15 protein-coding genes are annotated in these 16,256 nt (G+C 30.6%); all 15 read left to right on the top strand.

Annotated elements, in window-relative coordinates; all coding sequences use genetic code 11:
* Positions 1 to 554 precede the first annotated feature (554 nt).
* Complete coding sequence (locus tag H514_RS0115480; RefSeq protein ID WP_027447774.1) at positions 555 to 1,670, top strand: DegT/DnrJ/EryC1/StrS family aminotransferase; 1,116 nt, start codon at positions 555 to 557, stop codon at positions 1,668 to 1,670.
* Positions 1,670 to 2,314, top strand: a complete 645-nt coding sequence (locus tag H514_RS0115475; RefSeq protein WP_027447773.1) for a sugar transferase — start codon at positions 1,670 to 1,672, stop codon at positions 2,312 to 2,314. The genes H514_RS0115480 and H514_RS0115475 overlap by 1 nt, the downstream gene beginning before the upstream one ends.
* A complete protein-coding gene (locus H514_RS0115470; RefSeq protein ID WP_027447772.1) occupies positions 2,307 to 3,284 on the top strand; it encodes an ATP-grasp domain-containing protein in 978 nt (325 codons plus the stop codon). Before H514_RS0115475 ends, H514_RS0115470 begins: the two co-directional genes overlap by 8 nt.
* A complete protein-coding gene (locus tag H514_RS0115465) occupies positions 3,284 to 3,952 on the top strand; it encodes an HAD family hydrolase (protein WP_027447771.1) in 669 nt (222 codons plus the stop codon). The genes H514_RS0115470 and H514_RS0115465 overlap by 1 nt, the downstream gene beginning before the upstream one ends.
* Before the next feature lie 38 nt (positions 3,953 to 3,990).
* Entirely contained in the window at positions 3,991 to 5,145 is a 1,155-nt protein-coding gene (locus H514_RS0115460; protein WP_027447770.1) for a glycosyltransferase family 2 protein, read from the top strand.
* Between the two features lie 63 nt (positions 5,146 to 5,208).
* Complete coding sequence (locus H514_RS0115455) at positions 5,209 to 6,417, top strand: glycosyltransferase family 4 protein (protein ID WP_027447769.1); 1,209 nt, start codon at positions 5,209 to 5,211, stop codon at positions 6,415 to 6,417.
* 42 nt (positions 6,418 to 6,459) lie between these two features.
* Complete coding sequence (locus tag H514_RS23240) at positions 6,460 to 6,951, top strand: acyltransferase (RefSeq protein WP_051255169.1); 492 nt, start codon at positions 6,460 to 6,462, stop codon at positions 6,949 to 6,951.
* Positions 6,952 to 7,047: 96 nt separating this feature from the next.
* Positions 7,048 to 7,767, top strand: a complete 720-nt coding sequence (locus H514_RS23235) for a glycosyltransferase family 2 protein (RefSeq protein WP_051255168.1) — start codon at positions 7,048 to 7,050, stop codon at positions 7,765 to 7,767.
* Positions 7,764 to 8,831, top strand: coding sequence for a glycosyltransferase family 4 protein (locus tag H514_RS24020; RefSeq protein ID WP_027447768.1), 1,068 nt, complete (start codon positions 7,764 to 7,766; stop codon positions 8,829 to 8,831). Before H514_RS23235 ends, H514_RS24020 begins: the two co-directional genes overlap by 4 nt.
* Positions 8,832 to 8,870: 39 nt before the next feature.
* Positions 8,871 to 9,956 carry a GDP-mannose 4,6-dehydratase gene (gene gmd, locus H514_RS0115435; RefSeq protein ID WP_027447767.1) on the top strand — a complete coding sequence of 362 codons (1,086 nt, stop codon included), beginning with the start codon at positions 8,871 to 8,873 and terminating at the stop codon, positions 9,954 to 9,956.
* An 11-nt stretch (positions 9,957 to 9,967) separates the two neighbouring features.
* Entirely contained in the window at positions 9,968 to 10,912 is a 945-nt protein-coding gene (fcl, locus tag H514_RS0115430; RefSeq protein ID WP_027447766.1) for a GDP-L-fucose synthase, read from the top strand.
* Between the two features lie 236 nt (positions 10,913 to 11,148).
* Positions 11,149 to 12,501: a flippase gene (locus H514_RS0115425; RefSeq protein WP_051255167.1), complete on the top strand. Its 1,353-nt coding sequence runs from the start codon at positions 11,149 to 11,151 to the stop codon at positions 12,499 to 12,501.
* 24 nt (positions 12,502 to 12,525) lie between these two features.
* Positions 12,526 to 13,671, top strand: coding sequence for a glycosyltransferase (locus H514_RS0115420; protein WP_027447764.1), 1,146 nt, complete (start codon positions 12,526 to 12,528; stop codon positions 13,669 to 13,671).
* A 52-nt stretch (positions 13,672 to 13,723) separates the two neighbouring features.
* A complete protein-coding gene (locus H514_RS0115415; protein ID WP_027447763.1) occupies positions 13,724 to 14,821 on the top strand; it encodes a glycosyltransferase family 4 protein in 1,098 nt (365 codons plus the stop codon).
* 47 nt (positions 14,822 to 14,868) lie between these two features.
* A complete protein-coding gene (locus tag H514_RS0115410) occupies positions 14,869 to 16,194 on the top strand; it encodes an O-antigen polymerase (protein WP_211226781.1) in 1,326 nt (441 codons plus the stop codon).
* Positions 16,195 to 16,256: the final 62 nt, after the last annotated feature.

Here is a 16,256-nt window from a genome sequence, read left to right as displayed (position 1 = left end):
AACAGGAGTCTGAGGAAGAGGAGCCAGGTGATGGTGGAGTGCCTTTTTTGTAACCGATTTTAGCTGGGGTATAAGGAGCTCGGATTTAGGGCTCTTTTTTTTGTTGGATTGAATGGTGGTGGGGAACTGACTATCGTTGTTAGATTGAACGTCGGAAACCTTGGGGGATAAGGGTTTGAGGCGTTTTTAGTGAGAATTATAGATTGATTGAATGGTATATATATAGGAAGAAACTCGGTTAAGGGTGTTAAATAAGTGAATATCTATTTTGTATTTGTTAGGTAGATTGAATAGATATTACGAGGTAAGTATGAAAAGTAGATTGGTGGAATTATGTAATCAAGGTAGAATAAACCTCGTTTGGTAGGAATGATAAAAGTGAGGAATATTAAGCTACATGCAATTTTTTTACGAGATGATTATCGGAAGTAGATAACAATTTTAGTGGTCTAGAAGTTAGTTGGAGTTATAGTTTTAAGATTCCAAGTAAGTCCTATTCTACTAAAGTATTAACCTAATAGAGGAAGGAAGACTTGAAGATGGAGACAACAAAGGTGAACGAGAGAATATTTCTTTCATCTCCACATATGAGTGATGAAGGTTATGAAATGCAATATGTACAAGAAGCTTTTGATACAAACTGGATTGCTCCTCTAGGAGAGAACGTAAATGAATTTGAAAAAGAGTTAGCTGCTAAAGTTGGGTCTAAGGCTGCTGCTGCTTTATCTTCAGGTACTGGGGCAATTCATTTAGCATTAAGAGCAGCTGGTGTTGGAGAGGGAGATATCGTTTTCTGTCCTACCCTTACTTTCTCGGCAACAGCTAACCCTATCATCTATCAAAATGCTACTCCAGTTTTTATAGATAGTAATTATGAAACTTGGAATATGTGTCCTAAAGCATTGAACGAAGCTTTTGAGAAGTATCCGGAAGTAAAAGCGGTTATTGCTGTTCACCTTTACGGTCTTTCGGCAGATATGGATAAGATTATGGAGGTTTGTAAGGAACATAACGTTGTAGTTATTGAGGATGCTGCAGAATCACTAGGTGGTTATTACAAAGGTCAACACACTGGTACATTAGGTCATTATGGCATCTTTTCTTTTAATGGTAACAAGATAATTACTACCTCTGGTGGTGGAATGCTAGTTTCTAATAATGAAAAGAAAGTTAAAAAAGTAAGGTTTTGGGCTACTCAATCCAGAGATCAAGCAAGGCATTATCAACATAGTGAATTAGGTTATAATTACCGTATGAGTAATGTTGTTGCTGGAATTGGTCGAGGGCAGCTTAAGGTATTAGATAAGCGAGTAGAAAAGAAGAAATATATTTTTGAATATTATAAGAGAGAACTTGGTGAACTTGAGGGTGTTGAATTCATGCCTGTTAATGAATGGAATGAACCAAATTATTGGTTGAGTTCAATGACTTTAATGGGGGAGATTAGGCCTGTTGATGTTATGGAAACCCTTGAAAAAGAGAACATTGAATCAAGGCCAATTTGGAAGCCGATGCATTTACAACCGTTTTTTGAGAAATATGATTTTGTTGGTACAGATGTTTCTACAAAGTTATTTGAGAACGGTGTTTGTTTGCCTTCTGATACTAAGATGACTGATGAAGATTTGGAAAGAATAGTAAAGATAATTAAAGGGTTGTGGTTGAAGTAATGAAAGAGACTAAAGGCAGTATTTATAAAAGGTTTTTAAAAAGACCAATGGATTTCATACTTTCCTTTATCGCTATTATAGTACTTAGCCCGGTTCTGTTAATAGTTGCTATTCTTGCGCGAGTTAAGTTAGGAAGTCCACTTTTGTTTAAACAAAAAAGACCTGGGCTTAATGAAAAGATTTTTATGATGTATAAATTTAGAACAATGACGGATGAAAGGGATGAGAATGGAGAGTTACTTCCTGATAGTGTTAGGTTAACAAGATTTGGAAGATTCTTGCGTTCTACATCTCTTGATGAACTCCCAGAACTTTTTAATATTCTTAAAGGAGATATGGCGATTATTGGGCCAAGGCCTTTATTGGTACAGTATCTTCCTCTTTATAATGAGCATCAAAAGCGACGTCATGAGGTAAGACCGGGTTTATCTGGATTAGCTCAGGTAAGTGGTAGGAATGCTATTAGTTGGGAAGATAAGTTTGAGCTAGATGTTAAATATGTTGATACTGTGAGTTTATTTAATGATTGGAAGATTATTTATTCTACTATAAAGAAGGTTTTTGTTAGGGAAGGAATTAACTCAGAGACTGCGGCAACAATGGAGTACTTTGAGGGTAGTGAGGTAGGAGACAAAAATGAATGACATTAACATATTAATTTTAAGTGCTGGAAGGCGTGTAGAGCTGGTGCAGTGTTTTCAAAATGCTGCGAAAAAAGTAAATGTTAAAAGTAATATTGTAGCTGGAGACTGTTCTGAAACAGCCCCTGCTTTATATTTTGCAGACAGAACTTATAAATTACCACGAATTATGGAACCTAATTATATTGATGCGATTATTGAGGCATGTAATCAGGAAAACATTTCTTTAATAGTTCCAACTATTGATACAGATTTATTACTACTTGCAGAGAATAAAAGTTTTATCGAGGAGAAAACCAACACAAAGGTGTTGATTTCAGATTATAAAGTTGTTGAAGTTTGTAGAGATAAAATCAATACACAAAAGTTTTTAGAAGAGAATAATTTTGGAATTCCTAAGATGTATACAGACGAAGAAATTAGGAATGGTGATCTAAAGTTTCCTCTGTTTATAAAGCCTAAATCCGGAAGCTCCAGTATAAACACATTTGAAATAAAAAATAATAGCGAATTAAATATCTATAAAGATATTGTTAACAATCCTATAATTCAAGAGTTTATGAAAGGTGAAGAGTTTACTGTTGATGTTTTCTTAGATTTTGACAGTAATATTATTTCAATTGTTCCTAGATTAAGGATAGCTACTCGTAGCGGTGAGATTTCTAAGGGGAAGATTATAAGAGATAGAGAGATCATTGATGATGTTACAAAATTAATGAAGGTACTAAAGCCAATTGGGCATATAACTGTTCAACTGATGAAGACAAGTAAGGGCATAGAGTATATTGAGATCAACCCTAGGTTTGGTGGAGGAGCTCCTATGAGCATTATGAGTGGTGCTGACTCTTGTGAAAATCTTTTTCGATTACTTATGGGCGAAAGACTAGAATATAACGAAAAATATAAAGATGATCTTACGTTTTTAAGGTTTGATAGAAGTATTTGCCTAGATGAAAACCTGGAGTTAGTGTAATGGTAAAAGCTATTATATTCGACTTAGACGATACGTTAATCTCTGAAAAGAAGTATATTGAAAGTGGTTATATGCACATATCACATCTTTTGAGTAATAGGCTTGATGAAGATCAACATAAATTAAACCGAATACTAAATGAATTATTTCAAAAAAGCCCTCAGAATGTCTTCAATAGACTTTTGGATATAATGGGGGTGCATTACACAAAGAGTGATATATTGGAACTTGTAGAAGAGTACAGGAATCATTTTCCAGATATAGAGTTCTTTGATGATGTATCTCGGTGTCTGGAATTCTTAAGAGAAAAAAATATAAAAATAGGTATTATAACAGATGGCTACTCAAATTCCCAACGCCAGAAATTAAATGCAGTTAAAGCATTTGATATTTTTGACGAAATTATTATCACTAGTGAATTGGGGAAAGATTATTGGAAGCCCCATCCTAAATCATTTGAGATAATGAAAGAAAAACTGAATGTAGAATTCAATGAAATGATTTATGTTGGAGATAACCCAGAAAAAGATTTTTATATTTACAAAATATATCCAATAAACACAGTTAGGGTTCTTCGAGAAGGAATCTATAAAGATAGAAAATATCTTGATGGTATTAAGGAGAAATATTCAATTGAAAATTTAAAAGGAATATTAGATATAATATAAAATCAAATCAAATCAATTAAAATTATGTGGGTGATAAAATGCAATATATTTTTTGGTCAATAGTTTTTATTTTTCTATGGATGTATATATTATATCCGTTATTTCTTATTGGATTAAGTAAGATAAAGAAAAATAGACAAGTTAAAGAAGATATTATTGAAAACGATAATGATTTACCAAGAGTATCTATGATTATTTGTGCTCATAATGAAGAAAAAGTTATAGAAGATAAAATTCGAAATCTTCTTAAATCTGACTACCCAAAGGATAAGTTAGAGATAATAATTGCTTCCGATAATTCAACTGATAATACAAATGAAATAGTAAAGAGGTATTCTAACAAAGGGATTATTCTTTATGAAGCTCAGGAGCGAAAAGGTAGGGCTAATGTGCAAAATGAGGCTTTTAAAACTTCTAAAGGAGATATTATTGCTTTTTCAGATGCAAATAGTATGTGGGATGAGAAGGCGTTACGGATCCTTGTATCAAATTTTAAAAATAAATCAGTAGCCTATGTAACAGGGAAACTTGTGTACGTGAATGATGTAGAAAATGTTACAAGTTACTCAGAAAGCCTCTATTGGAAATTTGATTTACTTTTAAGAAAATTAGAGTCAAAAATACACTCTATTACCGCAGGAAACGGAGCCATATATGCAGTGAAAAGAGAGTATTTTAGAGAGATTGATATTTTATATAGTCACGATTTCGAATTTCCTAATTTAATGGTATCTTTAGGGAAAAGGTCAATTTTTGATGAAAGAGCAAAGGTGTTTGAGAAGGCTGGTGAAAACACTAATGATGAATTTAATAGAAAGGTAAGGATGTTTAGCAGGGCTTGGCATAAAATAATAAATCACTTTAATATATTTAGTCCTTTTAAAATGGGATTAACTTATAGTTTATTTATGATATCACATAGATTATTTAGATATGCATCAGGTTTACTACACTTTATACTTTTAGTAATGAATATTTTTCTCGCAAAACAAAACATATATTTAATGTTGTTAGTCCCTCACCTGTTTATATATCTACTTGCAATAGTAGGGCATGTTACTAATTCAAAAAGGAAAATAGTTTATATACCATATTATTATTTTGTTTTTCAATATGCTACATTTTTAGGATTTTTTAAAGCTATCACTGGAAATGTAAAACCATTTTGGCAAAAGGCAGAAAGTACGAGGTAATATTATGAGATCCATAGCCACTATTCAACTTTTGATAAACCCTATATACCAAGGAGAATCAAAATGAACTTACACATTTATTCAGCAAGTGCTTCTTTAGATTTTGGTCATGGTAAAGAATACGTGGAGAATGTAGTAAACAAACTAAGCATATTAAACCAACAGGAAAACAGGTTTGATAACATTTACTTATATACATCAAAATTATCATCCAAAATAGATCTGGATGATAATATAACACTTCAAGAACGAAGTTCATCTATATCATTAGATAAACAAATTTATAAAAATAAATATAAAAAAATGTGGCGCTTTATGTATGGAATAGATAGAATCCGCTATTATAGTGACCTTTATAATTTAATTTTAAAGAATATAAGAGATGGCGATAAAATATATCTAGTTGAATATGAATATTTTTCACTTTTTTTAAATAATAGACTACTCAGGAAAAATCCTATAATAACTCTCCATACTATGGATTTCAGTAAAAATTTGTATAGCTTTACTGAATCATTATATAAAAAAATAAGTGGGTATTTAAACAAAAAGACTTTCAAGTACAGCAAGAGAATTATTGTTCATGGGGAATATATTAGAAATTCGTTAGTTGAGGAGCATAGGGAGTTAGAAGGGAAAGTTAGGGTGGCGAATTATGGAATTTACCAGTATAGCGACTTTATTAATAAAGAGAAAGCAATTAACTTATTAAAAGAAAAATATAATTTTAATATTAGTTCAAATAAAATTAATTTACTTATTTTTGGTGTTATTAGGACTAATAAAGGAATCTTAAGATTTATTAGAGAATTCAAAAAAATAGAGAATGTAAAAGATTTCAACTTGTTAATTGTGGGAAAAAGTTATGATCTTAATGAAGAACTAATTTATGATGAAATCAATAATTATGAAAATATATATTGGATTAATACATATATACCAGATAGTGATATTGAAATATTTAATAAATTAGCTGATTATTTGGTGTTACCTTATCTAGAAAATATGAACAGTCAGAGTGGACCTCTTAAACTTGCAATGGGATATGAACTTCCGGTCTTATCCACTAAATACGGAGAAATCGGGAATTTTACTTTAAACTATAAAGTAGGTGAGGTTTTTGATACGACAAATTACCTTGATTTCCAATTTGCATTAGATCAATTAGTTCAAAAGAACAGAAATGAGTATGTTGAGAACATAAAGAAAGTAAAAAAACAAATGTCTTGGGACGAAATGGCATATACCATTTGGGATGCCATTGTCAATTAAAGAGATTTTATTATTTCTATTTTATTCAAATGGGGTAAGTTAATGGCTAAGATATTTAATGTTATTTATGAATTGATAAGGAAAATTAGCGTAGTAGTTTATTCACTGTATTATAAATCTTTATTTAAGGGTGAAAAAAATAAACTTAGAATATATGGTAATATAGTTGTTAAAAAAGCGGAAAATATTACTATAGGAAATAATTGTACAATAAATGATTATGTATTTTTACATGGAGATGGAGGAATTAAAATTGCTGATAATGTAACAATATCAGCTTATGCTAAAATAATTTCTACGAGTCTTGATACAAGCAATTGGCAAGTGACATATATGGAAAAAGAACATATCTCGAAAGAAATAACAATAGGTGAAGGTACATGGATTTGTTCAGGGGTAACAATACTGCCAGGTGTAAAGATCACAGGCAAAGGGGTAATTGTTGCTGCTGGTTCAGTGTTAAATAAAGATATAGAAGAGGACTTTGTATTAGTCGGAGGTACCCCTGCTCGAGTGATAAAGAAATTAGGTTGAAATAAGTAACTAAATCTAATAAAAAATGCGTTATTATTTATTGATTTTTTATTTAGTTACTTTTGTTTGTATGGTATGTAAGAAAGGAAGTTTCTTATGAATAAATCCCCTAAAGTTTCAATTATTACTATAAGTTATAATAATTTAAAAGGATTAGAAAGAACTATTAAAAGTGTTTTAAAGCAAACTTATCAAAATATAGAATTTATATTGATTGATGGGGCTTCAAATGACGGAACAGATGACCTTTTAAAAAGTTATTCTAAAAAAGTTAGCTTTTGGATTAGTGAAAAAGATAAAGGAATAGCTGATGCTTTCAATAAAGGATTGAAACACGTTACAGGTGACTGTGTCTTTTTTTTAAATAGCGGAGATGTTTTTGTGAATGATAATGTAATATCAAATGTTGCAAGCGAATGGGAATATAACCCTGTTGATGTACTTTTTTATAAAGTGCAAGTGTCTAAAAATGTATTTATTCCGGCTAAGGAATTAAAAGATGATGTGGAGAAGATCTGGAATTTGGCCACAGTTCCCCATCAAGGAGCATTCATTAATAGTGAAGTATTTAAAGAATTAGGTGGTTTTAATACAAATTTTGAAATAAGAATGGATTATGAATTCTTTGCGAGATGCAAGAGCAATCATTGCACATACAAATATGTACCTGAAACTATAGTCTCGTATGAAGCAGGTGGAAAATCGATGCTTATAGAAAATAGGAAAAAGTTTTGGAAGGAAGGAATGTCAATAAAACACCTATATAATATTCCAATTACGTATAAAGATATGGTAAAGGCAGTGATTTATAGATGAATAAAAAAAAGATACTAATTAGAACAGGTAAGGTTACTCCAAACTCAAGTATGGAAAATTATTTGGATAATTGTATTAAACCTTTGGCATATTCTCTCAAAAATTGTGGATATAAAGTTGTTTTTCACTCAAATATAGAAGTAGATGGTTTTGACTCAATCCCACTAAGGTTTAAATCTCGTAAAGGGATTAAACATTTAGTGGGAATGTTTTTTGACGAAATACAGATCTCTCTCTACAAATTACTTTCTAAAGAACAGTTTTTCATATTAAGCATGAATCAATTAGTTCCTAACATCTTGTGTGCCAAAAAATCTATTATGGTTATACATGATATTATGCCACTTGAATACTCGAATCATTGGCCAATGCTTCATAAGTATTATAAATACTACCTCGGAACGATGTTAAAAAAATGTAAGGCAATAGTAACAGTTTCAGAAACTACAAAAAATAAACTCATAGACTATTACGGCTTATCTTCTAATAATATAACTACTATTTATAATGGTATAAAGTTTAAAAGTACAGAAAAAATTGGGGGGGGAATGCAAGAAGAAAGTCCATTTATTTATGTTGGTGCGAATTTACCAAACAAAAATTTAGAATTTCTTGTTGATGTATTTTCAAAAGTAAATAATTCGAATCAATTACATATGATTGGTGGATGTTGTAAAAATGAAAAGGTTATAGAAGCCTCCAAATATAATAAAAATATAAAACTATTAGGGTATGTGTCTGAGAATGAGCTTGAAAAGCAGTACAGAGAATGTAAGGCTTTGATTTTCCCTTCTATTTCTGAGGGTTTTGGATTACCGTTGATCGAAGCAATGTGGTATGGAAAACCAATAATTGTTGCGGATAGAGATTATGCAAGAGAGGTGTGTAATGATTATCCTGTAACCTATTTTAATGATAAAGATAGTGAAGAGTTGGTTCATATTGTAAATAATTCGGGTTTTTGCTCTCCAAAAACGATGGGTACCTCTAGAAAACATTTATTAAAGAAATACTCATGGGGAACAGCAGTAAATCGATTTTTTAATTTAATAAAAGGTATCTAAATAACGTTAAAAATCCAGAATAAAAAGAGAGGTAACATTATGAAAAACAAAATAGCATTAATTACAGGAATTACAGGTCAAGATGGTTCGTTTTTAGCAGAATTGTTGTTGGACAAGGGATACGAAGTACATGGGATAATCAGAAGAAGTTCTTCATTTAATACAGGTAGAATTGAGCATCTGTATATTGATGAACTATTAAAAGATATGCACATAAATAGAAAAGTTAAATTACATTATGGCGATATGACTGATTCAACTAATTTAATTAGATTAATTAGAGAGATAAAACCTGATGAAATTTATAATTTAGCTGCAATGTCACATGTGAAAGTATCTTTTGAAGTACCAGAATATACTGCGGATACAGATGGAGTCGGAACTTTAAGATTACTTGAAGCTGTTAGATTCTTAGGTTATGAAAATAGAACAAAGATTTATCAAGCATCTACTTCTGAATTATATGGAAAAGTGGTCGAAGTGCCCCAAACTGAAAAAACACCATTCTATCCAAGGAGTCCATATGGTGTAGCGAAACTTTATGGCTATTGGATTACAAAAAACTATAGAGAAGCCTATAATATGTTTGCTGTAAATGGAGTTCTATTTAATCATGAGTCGGAAAGACGTGGTGAGACGTTTGCAACCAGAAAAATTACATTGGCTGCTGCTAGAATAAAAAAAGGAACTCAGGAGAAGTTATATCTTGGTAATTTAGATGCTAAACGTGATTGGGGTTATGCAAAAGACTATGTTGAATGTATGTGGCTAATGCTACAACATGAAAAACCTGAGGACTTTGTTATAGCAACGGGTGAAATGCATACTGTAAGAGAATTTACAACTTTAGCATTTAAAGAAGTTGGGATTGAATTAGAATGGCAGGGTGAAGGTGTTGATGAAAAGGGGGTAGACAAAGTGACAGGTAAGGTTTTAGTGGAAGTTGATCCGCAATACTTTAGGCCTGCCGAAGTAGAACAATTACTAGGAGATCCCACAAAGGCGAAGACACTGTTAGGATGGAATCCAACAAAGACTAGTTTTGAAGAATTGGTAAAAATTATGGTTAAGAATGATATAAAACTTGTTGAGCGTGAAGAAAGAATAAGGAGAGAATTTGATTAGGGGTGATTTGGATGAATAAGGATGCTAAGATTTATGTTGCTGGTCATAGAGGTATGGTGGGATCTGCAATTGTAAGGAACCTTGAACAAAAAGGGTTTACAAATATAATCAAAAGGACTTCTGATGAAGTAAATCTTATTAGGCAAGAAGAGGTTGAAAAGTTCTTTAAAGAGGAAGCACCAGAGTATGTTTTTTTGGCAGCAGCTAAGGTAGGCGGTATATATGCTAATAATACTTATCCAGCAGAATTTTTATATAATAATATGATGATAGAAGCTAATATAATTCATAGTTCTTATAAATACAATGTCAAGAAATTATTGTTTCTCGGGTCATCTTGTATTTATCCTAAAATAGCAAAACAGCCAATAAAAGAAGATTATTTACTTAATGGACCATTAGAACCAACAAATGAAGCCTATGCAATTGCAAAAATTAGTGGGATAGAGTTATGTAAGTTTTATAGAAAACAATATGGTTGTGATTTTATTTCAGCTATGCCTACAAACCTATATGGAATAAACGATAATTTTGACCTTGAAACATCTCATGTACTACCTGCATTAGTAAGAAAATTTCACGAAGCGAAGGTGAAAGGTCAAAAAGAGGTAGTTATTTGGGGAACCGGAAAACCAAGAAGAGAGTTTTTATATGTAGATGATTTAGCAGATGCTTGTGTACATCTTATAAATAATTATAGTGATGAAATGCATGTTAATGTTGGTACTGGAGAGGATATAGAAATTGGTGAACTAGCTCAAATTATTAAAAATATTGTAGGTTATAATGGAGAGATTATAAATGATTTATCTAAGCCTGATGGAACCCCTAGAAAGTTATTAGATGTTAGTCTTTTGGAAAGTACGGGATGGAAGCATAAAACTAAGTTACAAGAAGGAATTTGTAAGGTTTATGAATGGTATCTTGATAATTACAGTAAGGAAATTTCATTTTAAAAAATAATTTTTTTAGGTTAAGAATGATGATTAAGGAAGAAATAGCTTTAAAGATTTGATGTAGAGTGTGGTAGACAGTATCGTTTGATACTGTTAGCACTCTTTTTAAATGTGTAGTTTTTATGATTGTGTCTTATAAATGCAGAGTGCTATAACAATGAATAAATGAGTATTCCACGTGGCTACATCCTCCTTTCATTTGCTTTTTTCTATTATTATAGATGGTAGGTATAAATATGTTTTTAACAAAATATGCTCCTAAGTCATTAATTAAAAGATTAGATAGTAGAATAAACTTCAAACGAATTATCTCTAATATAAGTTGGCTATTTTTTGATCGCATTTTTAGGATGGGTATTGGAGTATTTGTAAGTGTTTGGGTAGCAAGGTTTTTAGGCCCAGATAGGTTTGGGTTGCTAAGTTATGCACAATCTTTTGTTGCTTTATTCACAGCATTATCAACACTAGGTTTAGATGGTATAGTGGTTAGAAATTTGGTTAAGGGTAATGACAGAAAAGAAGAGATTTTAGGAACCACACTCATATTAAAAGTAATGGGTGGGATTCTTGTAACCATATTAACAGTAACCATAATCTTTTTAATTCGAGGTAATGATCCACTAAGTACCTGGTTAGTTACTATAGTTGCAATTGGAACAATCTTTCAAGCATTTAATACAATTGACTTTTGGTTTCAGTCTGAAATTAAGTCAAAGTATACCGTATTTGCTAAGGGGACATCATTTACACTAGTATCAGTTTTAAAAGTAGGGTTAATTTTATTTGAAGCAAATCTTATAACATTTGCTATAGCTGGATTAATTGAAATCATCTTAGGCTCTATTTTTATGGTTATAATTTATCAAAGTAAAGTATCTAGTATACTAAAATGGAAAGTGAATTTTTCATTAGCATATAATTTATTAAAAGATAGTTGGCCTTTAATTTTTTCAAGTATGGTAATCGTCATTTACATGAAAATTGACCAATTAATGATTGGTGAGTTAATAGGAAATATGGAATTAGGAATTTATTCTGCTGCTGTTAGGTTATCAGAAGTATGGTATTTTATACCTTCAGCTATTGTCTCAACCTTAGCACCAGTTATTGCAAAGGCCAAAAAAGATGGAAAGCAAAATGAGTACACTAATCATGTCCAACAACTTTTTAATGTAGTAGCCTGTATTGCGCTTGGTATTGCGATTCTAATATCATTTCTTTCGAAATCAATTATACAATTCTTGTATGGTGAAGAGTATGTTTTAGCAGGAGATGTGCTATCTGTTCATATTTGGGCTGCTATTTTTGTTTTTTTAGGGGTAGCTAGAAATCCGTATATCTTAAATGAAGGATTAATGAAGTTTTCATTTGCAACGAATATCACGGGAGCAATAATCAATATACTTCTTAATTTAGCGCTTATTCCAAAATATGGAATAATTGGTGCGGCATATGCAACCCTCATTTCACAAATGTTTGCTTCATACTTAGCAAATATAATTTATTTTAAAACAAGGTTAATATTTATTTATCAAACTAAAGCAATTTTCTTTATTTGGTTATGGCGTAAGATGAGATTGATTAGATAGAATTCAAAAAAAGGGGGGGGATGTATGGAAGACTTGAAAATAGTTATATACAGACCTGGCATTATTGCAAATGGAACTGCATTTGAGGCAATGGCACTTATTTATAAGTATTTACAGCGTGAATATGGGTGGCAATTTACAATAATTAAGGATGAGAGAGATTTATTTCAAGACTCAGAACTAAATATAATTACTGTACCATACAAATCAAGGGAAACTGTTTCAATAACTCCTATACTAAAAAATCCTATTAGTTTTAAAAGAAATGTAATTAATACTTTAAAGGGTTATGACCTAATTTTAGGATGTGACCCTACAATTTATTCACAAGGTGTTCATGCTGCTTATGCAGCTAAAAAATGGTCTACCCCTTTAGTTTATGATGCATCGTTAACAATCATGGGTGCTGGACGTAGCCTTTTTTGGAAGCTTCAAAAAAGGTTTGCTAATTGGTCATTAAATAAGTCTAGTCTTATTTGGGTAACTGCTCCTAAAACTGCTGAACGATTTAGAGATTTGGGCTGTGTTGATGAAAGGATTATTTCTCAATTTGTTATTTTAGGTCATCCAGTAGATACAGAAATATTTAAACCTCAAAAAGGTGTGAAAACTAAACGTAAAACAATAATATGCGTTGCCAGATTGGTATTAGAAAAGGGGATTCAATATATAATTGAGGCCATGGTTCCAATTATTAGAGAGGATAAAGAAGTAGAACTGAAGATAGTGGGTAGTGGTTCTGCTAAAAGTTTTTTACAAAGGTTAATAGACGAAGAGGGATTAAATAATAACGTTGAATTTATTGACCCGGTTCCTCATTCTGAGTTACCTAAATTATATCAAGAAGCTGGAATATTTATAGGTCATCCCGTTTCAGTTTCTGATTGGGAAGAATTTTTTGGAGTTGTACATGTTGAAGCGATGGCTTGTGGGCTACCAGTTATTACTACTAAATGCGGTGGGATTACACATTTGGCTAGGGAAGATGTTTTCTCACTTGTTGAGGAACGTGATGTTGTATCAACTACCAAAGAAATAAAAAAACTGTTATATAATGATGAATTTTATTATCAAAGAAGCATGAGTGGAGTAGAGTATGTAAATAGGAATTATTCTTTAAAAGTAATTGCTGAAAAATATCGTAAATATCTTTTGAAACTATTAAAATAAAAAAATAATTTTAAATAAAATAATATCATAACAGATACAAAAGGAGATTACAATGAAAATTGTTTATGATCCGAAAGTTTTCTCATTTCAGCAATATGGCGGTATTTCAAGATATTTCTATGAGATAATTACGCGAATTGCAAAATATGAGGAATTAGAAGTTTCGCCATTTATGGGTTTTCATAAAAATAAATATGGATTAGAAAATTACAAAGATAATTTTAAAGATATAGTTAGTTTTAAACTCCCTAATATCCCAAAATCATCTAAATTGTTTATGAAAGTTAATGAATTAATGTTTACTAATTATATAAAGAAAAATAAATTTGATATTTATCATCAAACATTCTATTCAAAATTACCTAATAAATGTAAATCGGCAAGGATTGTAACAGTTCATGATATGATTCATGAAAAATTCCCACAATACTTTTCATTAAACGACCCTACTTCTTACTTAAAAAAGAAGTCTGTAGAAAATTCTGATGGAATAATATGTGTTTCTGAATCTACAAAAAAAGATCTTATTAATATTTATAATGTTCCCGAACCAAAAATTAGAGTAATCCATCATGGTAATTCTTTACGAACAGCAGTTAATGATGAAAGGATAATAGATGCGCCTTATATCTTTTACGTTGGAGATAGAAAAGGATATAAAAATTTTCATCTATTGTTAGATGCTTATTCAAATAATATGTGGGTTAAAGAGAATTTTCATATTGTATGTTTTGGAGGAGGACAATTTAAGAAAGAGGAACTAGATTTAATAGATCACTATAGTGCCTCTGGGAAAGTGCATCATCTTTCTGGTTCAGATCAGGTATTAGCAAACTTATATAATTACGCTTCACTATTTGTATACCCATCACTATATGAGGGGTTTGGCATACCACCATTAGAGGCTATGTATTATGGATGTCCGGTGTTGGTAAGCAACACAAGTTCAATCCCAGAAATTGTAGGGGATGCGGGTATATATTTTGACCCGTATGAAACTGAGGATTTTATAGAGAAACTCACCTTATCATTAGAAAATACACAATTAAGAGAAGACATAATATTGAAGGGTTATAAGCAAGAAAAAAAATATTCTTGGGATAGATGTAGTAAAGAAACATTTGAATTTTATAGACAATTTCTAAGTTAATTTACCAGGGGTCTAAGACGAATAAAATTATAATATATTTTTTAGAGGTGGTTATAATATTAATTCAAATTATAATTGTTACAGTGCTATTATCGCTCACTATTATATCGGCTTTTAGAAGTAATACATTTAAAAACCCTATAACTCTTATTAATCTCTGGTGGGGGGGATGGTTGTTATTATCTTCATTTGGATTTTATCATCTTTTTATACCAAGTACTAACACATACCTGTACATTCTTGGAAACATATCATTTTTGACCCTTGGTTATTTACTAGTGTTGGGTAGGGGAACTGTAAATTCAAAACAAAGTTATTCTAAAGCTTTTGAGTTAAAAAACCTAAAGCTATTTAATTTGGTTCAGTTAATTACTTTATTTATAATGCTCTTTTTTGCTATTAAAGGAATAAAAATCATGGTAACACAGAATATTACTCCACAGGAATATAGAGGGTATGTTTTTAAGGGTTATCTCACCGATCCATTATATGGAAGTAATTTCATTTTCCTCTTTATTCATTATATAGTAAAAGGATTTATATTAGTTAATTCAATGGTATGTACTTTTTTATATTTATTAAGAAAAAAATATTATAGAACATTCTTGATAAGTATAGCTAACCTTTTATTATTAAGTGCATTTATGGTGTCTAGGATTGATATCTTTAGGTACATTATTTTAATTCTTATTTTCTTTTTTTTGGCACGTAAATTAAATTTAAAATTAGAAGTAAATATAAATATAATATCTAAAAAAGTTCTAACTTATTTTTCTTTTATGATAATTATATTATTTATTGTTAGTTATTTAAGGGCAGGTCAAGTTTTTAAATCAATTCTTGTGTATTTTACTGGACCATTTATTGCACTTGATACCTTTTTAGAACAGTATAATATACAACCACAAATACCACTTCAATTTGGTAGGGCAACCCTTGGTGGAATAGATGATATCATAGTATTAATCATAAGGAGATTTAACGATACTATTGTAAGTACTAACTATAAACTTTCATTTCTGTCAGATGCAATTAGTATAGGTGAGTCACAAACTTACAATGCTTTTTATACGATGTTTGTCAATTTTTTTATTGATGGTAATGTTTTCGGTTCTCTTTTAATTTCATTTTTTTTAGGAATTACAATTAGTTTACTATTTGTAAAGACCTATACTAATCCTAATATATTTGTATTAACACTTTTCATTTATATTCTTCATATGGTGATTTTTGGATCATTGAGATGGGAATTTTCTTCTGGATGGAGTTGGATAGTATTATTTCTACTAGTGATTTATAAAAAGTTATTTTTTAAATCAAGTAAAAACCTTAATAATTTTAAGGGTGGAAAAAATCTGTTTAATTCATGTTAGATAGATTAGCACTTCTGTAAAAGAAAAAGAAAGGTATTTTTAGCTATAAATATTTACATAAC

The organism is Pontibacillus marinus BH030004 = DSM 16465 (assembly GCF_000425225.1).
In the GTDB taxonomy this organism is placed as follows: domain Bacteria; phylum Bacillota; class Bacilli; order Bacillales; family BH030062; genus Pontibacillus; species Pontibacillus marinus.
Note: the sequence above shows the minus strand (reverse complement) of the source record. Positions and strands in the feature narration are given on the sequence as shown.